At 70.3% G+C, this 14870-nt stretch carries 13 protein-coding genes; 6 read left to right on the top strand and 7 right to left on the bottom strand.

The features are described 5' to 3' along the window. Positions 1 to 3: 3 nt before the first annotated feature. Entirely contained in the window at positions 4 to 1542 is a 1539-nt protein-coding gene (locus ITJ62_RS17645; RefSeq protein ID WP_194604954.1) for an MFS transporter, read from the top strand. Positions 1543 to 1577: 35 nt separating this feature from the next. Here the strand turns inward: ITJ62_RS17645 and ITJ62_RS17650 are convergent, their stop codons facing one another. Continuing rightward, positions 1578 to 2354 (bottom strand): SDR family oxidoreductase, encoded by a 777-nt coding sequence (locus ITJ62_RS17650; protein ID WP_194604957.1) that lies wholly within the window; start codon positions 2352 to 2354, stop codon positions 1578 to 1580. A gap of 204 nt (positions 2355 to 2558) precedes the next feature. Here ITJ62_RS17650 and ITJ62_RS17655 point away from each other — a divergent pair, with 204 nt between their 5' ends. The 5 genes from ITJ62_RS17655 (at position 2559) to ITJ62_RS17675 (ending at position 8498) form a co-directional block, all read left to right on the top strand. Further along, the gene (locus ITJ62_RS17655) at positions 2559 to 3884 is read left to right on the top strand and encodes a bifunctional o-acetylhomoserine/o-acetylserine sulfhydrylase (protein WP_194604960.1); all 1326 of its coding nucleotides are present in this window, start codon (positions 2559 to 2561) and stop codon (positions 3882 to 3884) included. 285 nt (positions 3885 to 4169) lie between these two features. Then, positions 4170 to 5375 (top strand): homoserine O-acetyltransferase, encoded by a 1206-nt coding sequence (locus tag ITJ62_RS17660; protein WP_194604963.1) that lies wholly within the window; start codon positions 4170 to 4172, stop codon positions 5373 to 5375. A gap of 89 nt (positions 5376 to 5464) precedes the next feature. Next, positions 5465 to 6622, top strand: coding sequence for a sensor histidine kinase (locus ITJ62_RS17665; RefSeq protein WP_194604966.1), 1158 nt, complete (start codon positions 5465 to 5467; stop codon positions 6620 to 6622). Next, a complete protein-coding gene (locus tag ITJ62_RS17670) occupies positions 6619 to 7851 on the top strand; it encodes a hypothetical protein (protein WP_194604969.1) in 1233 nt (410 codons plus the stop codon). The genes ITJ62_RS17665 and ITJ62_RS17670 overlap by 4 nt, the downstream gene beginning before the upstream one ends. Continuing rightward, positions 7848 to 8498, top strand: coding sequence for a response regulator transcription factor (locus tag ITJ62_RS17675; RefSeq protein ID WP_056012577.1), 651 nt, complete (start codon positions 7848 to 7850; stop codon positions 8496 to 8498). Before ITJ62_RS17670 ends, ITJ62_RS17675 begins: the two co-directional genes overlap by 4 nt. A 218-nt stretch (positions 8499 to 8716) precedes the next feature. Here ITJ62_RS17675 and ITJ62_RS17680 read toward each other — a convergent pair whose 3' ends face one another. From ITJ62_RS17680 to ITJ62_RS17705, 6 genes are all read right to left on the bottom strand, one after another. After that, on the bottom strand, positions 8717 to 10018 hold the full coding sequence (locus ITJ62_RS17680) for an MFS transporter (RefSeq protein WP_194604972.1): 1302 nt from the start codon (positions 10016 to 10018) through the stop codon (positions 8717 to 8719). 76 nt (positions 10019 to 10094) lie between these two features. Then, positions 10095 to 10403, bottom strand: coding sequence for a thiamine-binding protein (locus ITJ62_RS17685; protein WP_064295260.1), 309 nt, complete (start codon positions 10401 to 10403; stop codon positions 10095 to 10097). Between the two features lie 2 nt (positions 10404 to 10405). Further along, entirely contained in the window at positions 10406 to 11635 is a 1230-nt protein-coding gene (locus ITJ62_RS17690; RefSeq protein ID WP_228498761.1) for a glycosyltransferase 87 family protein, read from the bottom strand. 89 nt (positions 11636 to 11724) lie between these two features. Continuing rightward, entirely contained in the window at positions 11725 to 13266 is a 1542-nt protein-coding gene (locus tag ITJ62_RS17695; RefSeq protein ID WP_194604978.1) for an FAD-dependent oxidoreductase, read from the bottom strand. A 58-nt stretch (positions 13267 to 13324) separates the two neighbouring features. After that, complete coding sequence (locus ITJ62_RS17700) at positions 13325 to 14212, bottom strand: FAD:protein FMN transferase (RefSeq protein WP_194604981.1); 888 nt, start codon at positions 14210 to 14212, stop codon at positions 13325 to 13327. Between the two features lie 20 nt (positions 14213 to 14232). Next, positions 14233 to 14760: an FMN-binding protein gene (locus tag ITJ62_RS17705; protein ID WP_194604983.1), complete on the bottom strand. Its 528-nt coding sequence runs from the start codon at positions 14758 to 14760 to the stop codon at positions 14233 to 14235. Between the last annotated feature and the right edge of the window lie 110 nt (positions 14761 to 14870).

Consider the following 14870-nt stretch of genomic DNA (forward strand, 5'->3'; position numbering starts at 1 on the left):
CACATGGCGCGAGACAGCACGACGACCGGCGGAGCCTCGGCGACCGGATGGCGGACGTCGATCCGTGGTTCGGCAGCGGGCATCACCGCAGGACTCATCGGCTGGTTGTTCCTCGTCGAGATCACGAGCGGTGTCCTGCAGGGCTACTACGTCCCACTCATCCCCGACCTCGTCGAGCACCTGGGCATCCACGACGCGGACTTCAACTGGTTCGAGGCCGCGCAGCTGCTGTTGTCGGCGCTCGTCGTGCCCATCCTCGCGAAGCTCGGAGACATGTTCGGGCACAAGCGGGTCCTCCTCGTCTCCACCGTGCTGACGGCCGGCGCCAGCTGGTGGCTCGTCGTCGCCGGGGACTTCTGGTCGTTCCTCGCGGCCTGGGCGCTGCAGGGCTTCTACGTCGTGTGGCTGCCACTCGAGATCGCACTCATCTTCGAGCGGGGCCGTCGCTCCGGCACCGGGGCCTCGCAGACCCGCCGGGCCGCCGGGCTCCTCGTCGTAGCGCTCGAGGCCGGGGCCATCATCGGTGCGCTGTCGAGTGGACGCATCCTCACCGCCCTCGGCGGCGACATCCCGCTCACGATGATGCTGCCGGCCGTCGCGGTGACCCTCGTCTTCTTCGCCATCCTCTTCGGCGTCCCCGAGTCCGAACCCCTGCCGGGCAGGACCCTGGACCTCGCGGGCTTCGTGCTCCTCAGCCTCGCGCTCCTCCTCATCACCTCGGGGCTCACCTTCCTGCGACTCAACGGTCCGCAGACGTGGTGGGTGTGGGGGCTCATCGCGATCGGCGTACTCGCGTTCCTGCCGTTCGGGCGACATGAACTGCGGCAGCCCGACCCGGCGATCGACCTCCGGGTGCTCCGGCAACCGAACATGTGGCCGGTGCAACTGACCGCAGGGCTGATCGGGATCAGCCTGCTCGGCGCCCAGGCCCCGCTCAGCACTTATGCGGGGACACCCCGGGAGAACGGGTACGGGCTGGGGCTCGACGCCGGCGACATCTCCACGCTCATCGGCGCCTACCTGATCTCGATGATCGTCGGTGCGCTCCTGTTCCCACTCGTGTCGCGCTGGGCGACGCCTCGGATCGCGCTCATCATCGCCGCCTCACTCGTCGCGGTCGGGTACCTGCTGTTCCTCCCGTTCCACCTCGAGACGTGGCAGGTCTTCCTGAACATGGCGATCGCGGGGCTCGGCTCCGGTGCTCTCGTCGGCGCCATGCCGGCCGCGGCCGCGGCCGCCGCACCTCGCGGGCAGACGGGTGTCGCATCGGCGCTGACCAACACGACGAAGACGATCGGCGGCTCCTTCGCCTCGGCCGTCTTCGGCGTGGTGCTCTTCGCCGGCGCCGCGCAGGCCGTCACCGCCGGGGCGTCGAGCCTGTCCGGCTACCTCACGGTCTGGGCGATCTGCGGGGCGGGGGCGCTCGTCGCCGCCGTCCTGCTCTGCTTCGTCCCGAAACTCGCCTTCGCGGACGCGGCCCCGGTCGACGCGGGACCCGAGCCACGCACCGATCCCGCTGCTGAGCGCCCGACCGGTCCCTGAGCTCCCAACCGGTCCCTGAGCCTGTCGAAGGGGTTCTACTCCGCGACGCGCAACGGTCCCTTCGCCAGGCGGTACGGGGCGGCCTGGGCGACCGGCTTGATCGTGATGAGGTCGAGGTTGACGTGCGGCGGCAGCGAGGTCGCGTGGACGATGGCCTCGGCGACGTCGTCGGCCGAGAGCGGATCCGGCACGTCCTCGTAGACGGCGTCGGCGCGGTCCTGGTCGCCACCGAAGCGCACGAGCGAGAACTCCTCCGTGTGCACCATGCCCGGCGCCACCTCGATCACCCTGATGGGTTCGCCGTTGAGCTCGAGCCGCAGCACCTCGAAGAGCGCGCGCTCGGCGAACTTCGCCGCGTTGTACCCGCCGCCACCCACGTAGGCGACGTGGCCCGCGATCGAGGTGACACCGATGATGGTGGCGGCGCCACCCTCCGGGATGCTCCGACGGAGGATCGGCAGGAGCGCCTGGACCACGCGCTTCGTGCCGAGGACGTTGATGTCGAACATGCGCCGCCAGTCCTCCGCGTCTCCGTCCTCGACGGACGCGAGGCCGAAGGCACCGCCCGCGTTGTTGACGAGCGCCTGGGCGCCGCCGAGCTCCTCCACCCGGGCGGCGAGCGCGTCGACGTCCGCCTGCACGGTCAGGTCGGCGACGACCGCAGTGCCGCCGATGTCCGCGACGAGCGCCTCGAGCCGCTCCGCACGGCGGGCCACCGCCACGACGTCCCAACCGTCGGCCGCGAAACGCCTCGCCGTCGCCTCCCCGATCCCTGAACTCGCACCGGTCACCACCACACGTCTCGTCGTCATGCCTCCAGGGTAGCCACCGGGCCGAGCCGTTACGCCGTGTGTCCGCGCGGTTGGCGCGTGCAGGTGGGGCCGGTAGCCTCGGGGTCACGACGGAGCACCACCCGGAGCCACGCCCGGCGACATCGCTGTCGGACCGAGCGGCCACACCGGCGACACCCATCACCCGAGCAGCACCGACCACCCGAGCAGAGGGGACCATCCACCATGAGCGATGCCACGAACGACTGGAAGTTCGAGACGAAGCAGATCCACTCCGGAGCCGCGCCCGACCCGGTCACGAAGGCTCGGGCCACGCCGATCTACCAGACGACGAGCTACGTGTTCGACAACGCCGACCACGCGAAGAACCTCTTCGCCCTCGCGGAGTTCGGCAACATCTACACGCGCATCCAGAACCCGACGCAGGCCGTCGTCGAGGAGCGCCTGACCGCGCTCGAGGGCGGCAGCGGTGCCCTCCTCCTCGCCTCCGGGCAGGCGGCGGAGGCCTCGGCGGTCCTCAACATCGCGCAGGCGGGCGACCACATCGTGTCGTCCTCGTCGATCTACGGCGGCACGTACAACCTCTTCAAGTACACGCTCGCGAAGCTCGGCATCGAGACCACCTTCGTGGAGAACCAGGACGACGCCGAGGAGTGGCAGCGTGCGGTGCGCCCGAACACGAAGCTGTTCTTCGCGGAGACCATCGGCAACCCGAAGATCAACATCCTCGACATCCGCCTCGTCGCCGACGTCGCGCACGAGGCCGGCGTCCCGCTGATCGTCGACAACACGATCGCCACCCCGTACCTCATCCGTCCCTTCGAGCACGGAGCGGACATCATCGTCCACTCGGCGACGAAGTTCCTCGGCGGTCACGGCACGGTCATCGGCGGGGTCATCGTCGACGGCGGCACCTTCTCCTGGACCGGGCACGCGGACAAGTTCCCGGGCCTCACGACCCCGGACCCCTCGTACCACGGCGCGGTCTACACGGACGCCGTGGGTGACGCGCTCGCCTACATCATCAAGGCGCGCGTGCAGCTCCTGCGCGACCTGGGTGCGGCCATCGCCCCGGCGAGCGCCTGGCAGCTCATCCAGGGCATCGAGACGCTCAGCCTCCGCATCGAGCGCCACGTGCAGAACGCCCAGCAGGTCGCCGAGTGGCTCGACGCCCACCCCGACATCGCGAGCGTCAACTACTCGGGTCTGCCGTCGAGCCCCTGGTACGCGGCGGCCAACCAGTACGCCCCGAAGGGTGTCGGAGCGGTCCTGTCGTTCGAGCTGAAGGGCGGGGTCGACGCCGGCCGCGCCTTCGTGAACTCGCTGCAGTTGTTCTCACACCTCGCGAACATCGGCGACGTCCGTTCGCTCGTCATCCACCCGGCGTCGACGACGCACTCGCAGCTCACCCCGGAGCAGCAGCTCACGGCCGGCGTCACGCCCGGGCTCGTGCGGCTCTCGGTGGGACTCGAGAACATCGACGACATCACGGCCGACCTCCAGGCCGGTCTGACCGCCGCGAAGCAGGTCGTCGAGGCCGCCCGGGTCTGATTCCGTCCCGAGGCGTCCCCCTCCCGGGTTGCGCCAGCGCGGTGCGCTGACGCGAGCGCACCCCACAACCGCGAGCGCGGGTCTCCAGAGACCCGCGCTCGCGTCGTTCGTCGCGCACTCGGGCCGGTCCCGCGTCACTCGAGCCCGTTCCCCGTCGCCCGAGCCCGTTCCGGCGCGCCGATGCCGGCGGGAGCACACTCGCGTCAGCGCACCGCGCCGACCACGACCGATCGGGTGACGTAACACGGCCGGTCGACGCCTCCGGGCACGCCACAATGGAGACCTATGGACTGGCAGACCCCGGAAGACAGCGTGCCCTCCCGCTTCGTGACCGAAGCCGAGGTCGGCGCCCTGCTCGCGAACCCGCCCTCGAGCGGCGCCTGGCGCGACGGCGACCGGCCGGGCGACCGGCTCTTCGCCCCGCTCGGCCGACTCGACTTCGAGCACGGCGGGAGCATCCCGCACGCCAGACTCGCCTACGAGACCTGGGGCACGCTCGACGACGACGGCGGCAACGCGGTCCTCGTCCTCCATGCGCTCACGGGAGACAGCCACGTCCTCGGTGGCGCCGGGAACGGACACGCGACCGCCGGGTGGTGGGCCGGCATCGTCGGTCCGGGACTCGCCGTCGACACGGACCGCTGGTTCGTCGTCGCGCCGAACATGATCGGCGGCTGCCAGGGCAGCACCGGCCCCTCCTCCTTCGCACCCGACGGCGTCGAGTGGGGTTCGCGGTTCCCGTACACCTCCATCCGCGACCAGGTCGAGGCCCAGCACCGACTGCTCGGCCACCTCGGACTCGACCGCTGGGCCGCGGTGATCGGCGGGTCGATGGGCGGCATGCACGCCCTCGAGTGGGCCGCCACCCACCCGGAGCTCGTCGACCGACTGGCCGTGATCGCCGCACCCCCGGTCACGACGGCGGACCAGATCTCGCTGAACTTCGTGCAGCTCGAAGCGGTCCGCACGGACCCGCATTTCCAGGGCGGCGACTACTACGACGCCCCGGACGGCGAGGGCCCGCACCGCGGCCTCGCGCTCGCCCGCCGGATGGCCCTGCTCAACTACCGCAGCCCGGGTGAGTTGAACGCCCGGTTCGAGCGCAGCTGGCAGTCGAGCGTGAGCCCGCTCGGGCACGGCGGACGCTTCGCCGTCGAGTCCTACCTCGACTTCCACGGCAACAAGTTCACCCGACGCTTCGACGCCGGGAGCTACGTGACCCTCGTCGAGGCGATGAACTCGCACGACGTCGGACGCGATCGCGGCGGCGTCGGCGCGGCGCTGCGGGCCTACACCGGTCCGTCACTCGTGCTCGGGATCGACAGCGACCGACTCTTCCCGGTCAGCGGGCAGGAGGAGATCGCGCTCCATCTCCCCGGCAACCTCGACGGCACCCGACCGTCGGTCCTCCGGTCCGACTTCGGACACGACGGCTTCCTCATCGAGAACGCGCTGGTCGCCCCGCATCTCAGCCGGCTCCTCGCCGTCTGACAGCCGCGCCCCGTCTGTCCGACACCCGTTCCGCGGCGGTCGTGTCACCCGATAAGGTGACTCCTCAGAGGAGCGTGAGCATGGATCGGGTGGCGAGGACCCAGCGACGGCTGCTGCTGCGTACGACGCGTCTCTTCGGACTCGCGGGGTGCGTCACGGCCGCGATGATCCTCAGCGTCCCGGGCGTCGTCTCAGGAGGTCGGTACACCGTCCTCCTCGTCCTCGTCGCCGCCCTCGCGCTCACCCACGTGGCCGCCGAGCAGTACGACGGCCGTCGGTGGGTGGTGCTGGTGTTCCTGGTCGGTGTCGGGGTCGTCATCGTGATCGGTCTGTCCGACGGGAACACCGGCCAGGTCGGCTCCGCCAGCGCGATCGCCGCGATCACCTCCCTCGGCATGGGCGCCGTCGCGGCCCGACTCGTGCCGCTCCGGCGCACCTGGCCGTTGCTCCTGACCGCGTTCGTCGTGACGGCGGTCACCAGCATCGTCGTCACCGGGCCAACCGCGCTCACGGTCCCGACCATCGGCCTGACCGCGGTCGTGTGGGTCGCGATCGGTGCCTTCGGCGGGTGGCTCGACACGAGCATCCCGCGGCTCATCCGCCGGGTCGACACCATCGGCAACGCCTACAACGCCGAGCGGCTCGCGAGCCAGGCCGAATCACAGCGACGCCAGGACGCACGACTGCTGCACGACACCGCGCTCGCGACCCTCACGATGCTCGCCCACTCCGGACGCGGCGTCGACGCCGCAGCCCTCCGTTCGCAGGCCGGGAACGACGCGCATCTGCTCCGCAGCCTCCGCCTCGGCGAGGAGCTCAGCCCCGTCTCCTCCGGCTCGTACATCCTCCAGCGGGGTGCCGACTTCACCCTCGACGAAGGTATCGAGGCGGTGACGGACCGGTTCGCCGGGCTCGGTCTCACGGTCAACGTCTACGGCGGTGGACAGGCGAACCTCGACCCACGTGTGCGGGAGGCCTTCCTCCTCGCGCTCGGGGAGTGCCTGGAGAACGTCCGGCGTCACTCCGGCGTCGACTCGGCCGACGTCACGGTCTCGATCGACGAGCTGACCGCCCGACTCCTCATCACCGACACCGGCACCGGGTTCGATCCGTCGGCCGTGCCGGACGGCCACCTCGGCGTCGCGGAATCGGTCGTCGCGCGCATCCAGGAGGTCGGTGGGCAGGCGCGCGTCTTCTCCTCCCCGGGGGCCGGGACGACCGTCATCCTGGAGGTCCCGCAAGCATGAGTGTCGACGCCTTCGTTGAGGCCACCGGGCCGACCCGGCGCTACCGCCATCGGCGCGCCATTGACCGGCAGCGCTCGTCACTCGGAACGACACAGCTCGGCATCGGACTGTCGGTGTCCGGCCTCATCCTCGTCGTCTACGCCGCGATCCGCTTCGTCGGATCGGTCCACCACTACCCGCGACCACTGCTCAGCGTCGTCGCCTGGCTCCTGCTCACCGCGGCGATCGCGTCGACCTTCCTCCTGCTCCGCCGTTCCGCGTTCCACCTCTCGGACCGGCTGTTCGTCGCGCTCCTGATCCAGCTGGTGGTGGTCGCCGCGCTCGACCTCGCGAGCGTCTGGAGTCGCGACGCCGTGGGGGTCTATCCGACGGCGGCAGCGGCGGTCGGCGGCGTCCTGCTCGCGGTCGTCACCCTCCGCCCGGTCCGCGACATCGCCGCCGCGACCGTGGTGCTCGGGCTGATGCTCGTGGGGTCGATCCTCACGGTCACGCGGACCCAGACCGCGACGCTCGGGGCCGAGCTGCTCTTCGCCGCGGTCGCCGTCGTCCCGCCGCTCATCGCCTGCGCGATCGTCTCCCAGTACCGCCGGATCGTCCGCCTCGAACTCGACCGGGTCATGGTCGCCTCCACCGTCGCGAGCGTCCGGGACGCACTCGGGTTCTTCGACTCGGAGGAACTCGTCACCCTCGACCTCGAAGCGGAGGAGCTGTTCGTCGGTGTCGCCGACGGCTCGGTCGACCTCCCGCTCAGCCCCGAGCTCGCCGCGCGGGCCTCGCGCCTGGCGACCGAGCTCCGACGTCATCTCATGTCCGAGGGCAAGGAGTCCTGGCTCGAGCACGCGTTCCAGGAGTCGTCCGTGTTGTCCGACAGCGCGACCCTGCGCGACCCTGAGCGACTCGCGACGTATCTCGCAACGGATCAGCGGGATGGACTGCTCTCTGCAGTATGGTTGCTCCTCGGGGAAGCAGATGCGCAGAGTGCCAGGGCTGTGCTGACGCTCGGACCGGTCGACCGCTCCGAACGACCGGGCCGATCAGGTGCGCTCGTCATCCCGATCGTCCTCGAAGCGGTCGGAGTGCAACGTGCCAAGGTGGATCCCGCGGTGTGGGAAGCGCTCGGACGAGTGGGCAGCTCTACGGACACGTACCAGAAATCCCGGATCAGGATCGAGATCGACAGCACCGTCGACAATCCTGCTGCGGGCCAGCGGAAAGGGGAACGCCAATGACGTCACAGGAGTCTCGCATCAGGGTCGGCATCGTCGATGATCACCGGATGCTGCTCGGTGCGCTCACCGAGTGGATCAGGAGCGTCGCCGACGACATCGAACTCGTCGTCGTGACCCCCTCCTGGCCGGAGCTGCTGACGCACCCCGCCTTCCCCGTCGACGTCCTGCTCCTCGACGTCGACCTCAAGGACAACGTCCCGGTCGCCGTGAAGCTCGCGACGCTGAAGACCACCGGCGTCACGACCGTGCTCATGAGCACCTACAGCGACCCGGCGGTCGTCCGCGAGGCGTTGGCTGCCGGCGCCCTGGGCTACCTCGCGAAGAGCGAGGACGCCGAGACCATCGTGCACGCCCTCCGTGCGGCGTCACGCGGTGAGTCCTACATCTCCCCCGAGCTCGATCTCGCACTCGCGAGCGGCGCCTCCGGCACCGGCCCCCGCCTCAGCGCGCAGGAGCGACGTGTCATGGCACTGTACGCCGCCGGTGAGCCCGTGAAGATGGTCGCCGAGAGCCTCGGCATCTCCGACGAGACCGCGAAGAGCTACCTCAAGCGCATCCGCGAGAAGTACCGCAACGCCGGCATCGACGTCGGCACCAAGGTCGCCCTGCGCAAGCGGGCGATCCTCGACGGCATCATCGTCGACTAGCAGCGCGGTGCGCCGACGCGAGCGCGCGGGGATCGGTGCCAGCGCGGTGCGCTGACGCGAGACCGCACTGTTCGGCGTGATCGCTACCCGGAGACGTCAGCGCGAGTCTCCGGAGACCCGCGCTGACGCGTGCGGGGCGCGCTCGCGCGAGCGCCCCGCGCTGGGCACCACGCCCACAACCCCACCCACGGGACGCGATCGGCGCCGGGAGGGGCCGGTCAGACGGGGATCGGTGCCGTCGGCGGGTTGCGGTCCGCGATCCGGCGCTCCTCGGCGTCGTTCGCCCGCAGGAGTTCGCGGCGGAGCTGCCGTCGTTCGACCGTGAAGCTCGTGATGACGATCCCGAGACCGATCACGGTCAGCGCCACACCGGTCCAGACCGGGGCGAGGTAGCCGAGGCCACCGGCGATGACCACACCGCCGAGGAAGGCGCCGAGCGCGTTGCCGATGTTCAGCGCCGAGTGGTTGAGCGCGGCGGCGAGCGACTGGCTGTCACCCGCGACGTCCATGAGCCTCGTCTGGATGGCCGGACCGAGGCCCTGCGACGCGAAGCCGACCGCGAAGACGAAGAGGAACATGGTCGGGGTCCACGTCGCGGTGAGCGCCAGGGCGGTCAGGACCACGATCATGAGCGCGAAGAAGACGATGAGGGCCCGCTTCACCCCGCGGTCCGCGAGATGCCCACCGACCAGGTTGCCGATCGTCATGCCGACCCCCATGGTCGCGAGCGCCCAGGGGACGAGCGTCGCCGACTCCCCCGCGACCTCGGTCACGAGGGGCGCGAGATAGCTGTAGACGGCGAAGAGCCCGCCGAACCCGATGGACCCGAACCCGAGCACGAACCACACCTGGCCGCGTCGGAAGACACGGAGTTCCCGACGCATCGTCTGCTGCGGGTTGCCCGCCTGCACCGGCACGGCGAACCAGATGGTCACGGTCGCGAGCGCGAAGATGCCGGTGACGATGAGGTAGGCGGAGCGCCACCCGAACTCCTGGCCCACCCAGGTCGCGAACGGCACGCCCACGACGTTCGCGATCGTCAGCCCGGTCATGACGAGCGCGACACCCTTGCCGCGCTTCCCGGGCCCCATGAGACTCGCAGCGACGAGGGCGGCCATGCCGAAGTACGCGCCGTGCGGCAGGGCCGCGACGAACCGGGCGAGGAGGACGAGGCCGAAGCTCGGCAGGAGCGCAGACGCGAGCGTGCCGACGGTGAACGCGACACCCAGCCAGAGCAGGACGATCTTGCGCCGGTATCGCGCGACGAGCGCGGCGATCGTCGGCGCACCGACCACGACGCCGAGCGCGTACGCCGTGATCAACCAGGCGGCTTGCGCGTTCGCCTGCTCCTGGCTGCGCGCGGCCAGCTCGGGCAGGAGATCGGTCGCGATGTTCGGCAGCAGACCCATCGCCACGAACTCGGTCGTGCCGATGCCGAAGGCCCCGACGGCGAGCGCGAGGATGGCAAGACGAACACGGGTCGGCGACAGCTGCGTCGACCCGTCCAGGATGGTGGGCATGGATCGAGTGTACGGGAATCCTCGAATCGATTCGAGTCCTCGACCGACGAAACCGGACGACCGCTGCCCGATGGGCTCAGCCGTCGTTCTCGAGCGCGGCGTCGAGGCGGTCGAGCTTGGCGGTCAGCTCACCCGTGTAGCCGGGACGGATGTCGGCCTTGAGGACGAGCGAGACCCGGCTGCCGTAGGCGCCGACCGCCTCGGTGGCGTCCTTGATGACCGCGAACACCTCGTCCCACTCCCCCTCGATGGTCGTGAACATGGAGTCGGTCCGGTTGGGCAGGCCGGACTCGCGGACGATCCGCACGGCCGCGGCGACCGCGTCGTGCACGGAACCGTCCGAGTTGCCGGTGCCGCTGGGGGCGACGGAGAAGGCGACGAGCATGGTCACTCCTTGTGGGTTCGAGCGGGGACGGGGATGGACGCCGAGGAGACGTCCTCGTCATGGTGTGACGGGGCGAACAGTGCGTGGACGGCCCAGCCGGCGAGGACCAGGTAGGCGAGGTTGCGGACCGTCAGCACCGTCACGAGGACCGGGTCGACGTTGAGCAACCACAGGTACAGATAGGGGTAGACGAGCTGCGTGAGCGCGGCGATCATCAGCGCGAGCACGGCCGGCGCGAGGAAGCGCCGACGCTGCAGGACGATCCCGAGGATGACCGGTGCCGCCAACCACATCGCGAACTGCGGCGACCCGACCTTGTTGAAGATGATGAGCGTGAGCACGAAGAGGAGCGACAACGGCGCGAGCACCTGCACGAGGGGGCGTCCGGACCGCACCGCGAGCACCCCGAGGAGCACCGCGCCGGCGACGGCGAGGCCGAGGAGCGGCGTCATGACGGCGATCGCCGTGTCGACGCCCGGGCCGGTCACCTGGAAGGTCAGGATGTCGCGGTCGTAGTAGACGAAGCTCTGCGGGACACCCAGGACGGCGAGCCACAGGTAGGCGTTGCCGATGGGCGACTCGATCTGGAGACCACGTCCGGTCTGCTCCGTCACGAAGCTGACCGCGTTCGCACCGCCGAGCACGAGGCCGACCCCGAGGACCACGACCGACGTCGCCGCCGCCGCGATCAGGACCCGTCCGCGATGGCGGTGCGCCAGGACGATCGCGCCGATCAGCGCAGCCGGCCAGATCTTCATCCAGGCGGCGAGCGTCAAAAGGACGGCGGCGACCCGCGGGCGGCCGGCGACCCAGAGGAGCCCGACGATCGCGATGGGGACGGTCACGGAGTCGATCCGGGCGAGCGCGATCGGTCCGAGCAGGAGGAGGAACGCGAGCCACCACCATGCCGCGATCAGCCGTGGGCGCGAGTGGCCGTTGCCGAGGAGGACCGCGAACGCCCCGGCGTTCATCGCGGTCACCAGCAGGAGCCAGCCGACGCCGTACCAGGCACTGCCGAGTAGCAGCGGGATCAGCATCGGCACGATCGCGAGGATCGGATAGACCCAGGGCTGGTCGATGGCGGGGATCGGGCCACCGGACGTCGCCTGTTCGACCCACGGCCGGTACACGAGGACGACGTCGCCGAGCGGGAGACCCTCAGCCACGAGGCACAGCCACCCGACGAGGAGGTGCACGAGGCCGAACCCGCACCAGAGGAGCCAACGCCGCATCACGTGGACCATCCTAGGCTCGTGCCGCCGATGGAACCGGTCCGCCACTCGCTCGACGCCCGAGCTGGTCGGCTCCGCGAGCCTGCTGATCAGTACCCGCTGAAGGCGTCGGTGCGGACGTGTCCGACGCCGATCCCGCGCAGGGCGGGCTTCAGGGCCTCGATCATCGCGGGCGGACCGGAGATGAAGACCTCCCGCTCGGCAAGGTCGGGGACGGCCTCGGCGAGGCGCTCGTGGTCGAGGCGCCCGGGTCCGAGGCCACGCCAGCCGTCCGGCAGCCGGACGTCGTCCGTCGGTCCCACGACGAGCACCGGTGTCCCCCAGGTCTCGAGCTCGGCCGCGTAGGCGAGCTCCTGCGGGTCGGACACGACGTAGACGAGGACGACGTCACGCTGGTCGGCACGGAGGTGCAGCCGGGAGAGCTGGCTGGCGAACGGGGTGATCCCGATCCCGGCGGCGATGAGCAGGATCGGCTTGCTCGTGTCCTTCGGCAGGACGAAGTCGCCCCACACGCCGGTCGCCGAGAGGCTCGCGCCGACGGGCAGCGCGTTCAGCGCCCGCTTGAAGCTACTGGCCCGCTCGGGCACACGCATGGCCACGCGGATCGTACGGTCGTCGTCGGGCGGCGAGGAGATGCTGAAGACGCGCCTCGAACCGCGGACGTCGGCCCCACGGTGCGGCAACGACAGCTCGAGGTACTGGCCGGCCGCGAACGGGATCGACCGCTTCGAGCTGAACCGGTACTCGACCGCCGTCGGGGTGAGCGCGCGGGTGCCTTCGAGCGTCAGTCGCATCCCCCGACGACGGGCGACGGCGAAGGCCAGCACGTTGCCCACGATGAGCGCGAGCTCGGGGGTCGACGCCACCTGGCCGAGCATGAACGGGATGGAGAACAGCACCGCGACGATCGCCGCCTCGGCGAGCTGCTGCCAGCGCCGCGGTGGAAGCGTGAGCGGCTCGGTGAGCATGAACGCTGCGAGGAAGAGGATCGGGTACGACGTGAGCGGTGCCAGCAGTGCCGGTCCCAGCTCTTGACCGCCGGTGACGAGCCGGACGGTGACGAGCGCCCAGGAGAACACGATGAAGACGAGTGCCATCGTGAGTCGCTTCGTCCGGATGAGGACGAGGCCGCCGAGGATGACGACACCGGGCAGCAGCCACGGGTTGGCGACCCACCAGACCGACGGTGACACACCGGGGAGGGTGACGTAGCTCGCCAGCACGCTCATCACGAGCGCGGCGATGGCCGCCGGGTTGAGGACGTGTCGGCCTCGGATCGCGAGCAGGTACTTCGACGCCGAGGCGACCGTGGCGGCGAGGGCGATCCAGGCCAGCGCGGTGGGCTCGCTCGTCGGCCACAGGATGAAGAACAGCAGGAGGGAGGTGATGACGGACGACTCGCTGTGCGGCTGCACCTGGAACAGCGCGCCGAACAGGCGGTTCGTCAGGTAGCCGACGACGAGCAGCGTTGCCAGGGTGGCGAGGAGCTCGAGCGGCTTGTAGAACACCTGCCCGAACAGCGACAGCACGAAGGCGTAGATCGCGAGGGTGCCGAGTGACAGCGTCACGAGGCGGTACATGGTGACCCGCCCGAGGACGGTGCCGAAGAAGGAGCCGGTGCGGCCGTTCATGTGCGGTCTGCTTTCTGGGAGATGGTGCCGTCCGGGCTCAAGCCCTGTGGCGCGTGACTCAGGTGAAGAGTTCGCCGGGGAACCCGACGGACCGGTCGGTGAGACCGGTCGTGAACATACGGACGCTCTCGAAGGTGAACGCCTCCGCCAGGGTCTCGTGGTCGGTGAAGAACAGCGCGGTGGCCAGTCCGTCGGCGACCATCGCGTCAGGGGCGGTGACCCAGGTCGCCGCGACGGTCCTCGTCGGTTCGCCGGTCCGGCCGTCGATGACATGGTGGAGCCCCTCGCCCCAGGCACGACGATTGGTCGCGGAGGCGCACAGGGCTCCGTCGTCGATCGTCGCGACCCCGATGGCCTTCCTGGGATCGTACGGATGCTCGAGCGCGATGCGGAGCGGGTCCGCCGCGTGGGACCCGTGCTCGTGACGCAGGTCGCCCGAGGCGTCGACCGTGAAGGACTCGTGGCCGTGGCTGCGGAGGAGGTCGGCGACGAGGTCGACGAGCCGCCCCTTGCCGGACGCACCGATGTCGATCACGAGCGGGAGGCTCGTCTCGAGCACCTCGCCGTCCCATCGGGCCACGTCGTCCCAGTGCGGGGCGGCGACCGGCGGGCCCTGGGGGACGAGTGAGTAGGAGGCGTCGTAGCCGAGCCGTTCGAGCGAGGTGCCGATGAACGGCGTCACGGCTCCGGCGGTGGCATCGTGCAGATGCCGGTACGTGTCGAGCAGTGCGACCGCATCCTCGCGCGCGTCATCGGGGAAGGCGGTCGAGACCGGGCCGGCGGCGAACCGCGCGATGAACGCGTCGTCCCGGAACCTCGACCAGGTCCGGTCGAACCGGTCGATGCACGCGGCGACGGCCTCAGCGGTCTCGGGCTCGAGCGGGAGCGCCGTGTCGAGCTCCCATCCGGTGCCGATCGCCTCGAAGCGCAGTGTCGTCTCGCTCATCGTCGGTCCGTCCCCGCGGCTCAGCCCTTCGCTTCGGTCTTGATCGTGTCGATGGCCGCGTTGAAGCCGCCGCTCGTGAGCGAGGAACCGGCGACCTTGGAGACCTTGAGGCTGTCGATGTCCTTGCCGACCACCTCGGCTGCGATCCCGGAGATGAACTCCGCCTGGTAGCGCTTGCTGTTCGCGCTCTCGGCGTGCGAGACGACGTCGACCGCCGTGACCTTGTCCTCGGCGAGGGTGACGGTCACCGTGATCGACTCGGTGCCGTTCGGCGACTGGTAGCTGCCGTCCGCGGTGTAGGAGCCGTCCTGGTAGTCGGTGGAGCCGGAGCCCGCCGCGGCGTCGGTGGAGGTGGTCGCCTCCGGCGCCGCCGTGCTCTTCGTCTCGGGCGACGTGGTCGTGGTCGAACTGCCGGCGTCGGCCGCCGAGCAACCGGCCAGGCTGCCGACGAGGGTGAGGCCGGTCAGGGCCGCGAAGGTCGTCTTCTTCGCCGCCACGGACAGGCGTGGCGTGCGGACGGGAGGCTGGGTGGTGGTGGGGTTGCGCATCGTTCAATCTCCTCGGGCGATGTGTGGGCCGCGGTGCGGCGGCCGCCGCGACGAGGTCTCTGCCGCGGTGGCACCAGTGTCCTGAGCTTCCCTATGGGCGAGCTATGAGC

Source organism: Plantibacter sp. VKM Ac-2876 (assembly GCF_015350715.1).
Lineage (GTDB): Bacteria > Actinomycetota > Actinomycetes > Actinomycetales > Microbacteriaceae > Plantibacter > Plantibacter auratus.

Bases quoted from the DNA above. Each gene is read 5' to 3' on its own strand.
- ITJ62_RS17645 (WP_194604954.1), top strand. From the start codon at position 4: ATGGCGCGAGACAGCACGACGACCGGCGGAGCCTCGGCGACCGGATGG.
- ITJ62_RS17695 (WP_194604978.1), bottom strand. From the start codon at position 13,266: ATGAACGGCCGCACCGGCTCCTTCTTCGGCACCGTCCTCGGGCGGGTC.
- ITJ62_RS17680 (WP_194604972.1), bottom strand. From the start codon at position 10,018: ATGCCCACCATCCTGGACGGGTCGACGCAGCTGTCGCCGACCCGTGTT.
- ITJ62_RS17675 (WP_056012577.1), top strand. From the start codon at position 7,848: ATGACGTCACAGGAGTCTCGCATCAGGGTCGGCATCGTCGATGATCAC.
- ITJ62_RS17655 (WP_194604960.1), top strand. From the start codon at position 2,559: ATGAGCGATGCCACGAACGACTGGAAGTTCGAGACGAAGCAGATCCAC.
- ITJ62_RS17660 (WP_194604963.1), top strand. From the start codon at position 4,170: ATGGACTGGCAGACCCCGGAAGACAGCGTGCCCTCCCGCTTCGTGACC.
- ITJ62_RS17670 (WP_194604969.1), top strand. From the start codon at position 6,619: ATGAGTGTCGACGCCTTCGTTGAGGCCACCGGGCCGACCCGGCGCTAC.
- ITJ62_RS17650 (WP_194604957.1), bottom strand. From the start codon at position 2,354: ATGACGACGAGACGTGTGGTGGTGACCGGTGCGAGTTCAGGGATCGGG.
- ITJ62_RS17700 (WP_194604981.1), bottom strand. From the start codon at position 14,212: ATGAGCGAGACGACACTGCGCTTCGAGGCGATCGGCACCGGATGGGAG.
- ITJ62_RS17705 (WP_194604983.1), bottom strand. From the start codon at position 14,760: ATGCGCAACCCCACCACCACCCAGCCTCCCGTCCGCACGCCACGCCTG.
- ITJ62_RS17690 (WP_228498761.1), bottom strand. From the start codon at position 11,635: ATGCGGCGTTGGCTCCTCTGGTGCGGGTTCGGCCTCGTGCACCTCCTC.
- ITJ62_RS17685 (WP_064295260.1), bottom strand. From the start codon at position 10,403: ATGCTCGTCGCCTTCTCCGTCGCCCCCAGCGGCACCGGCAACTCGGAC.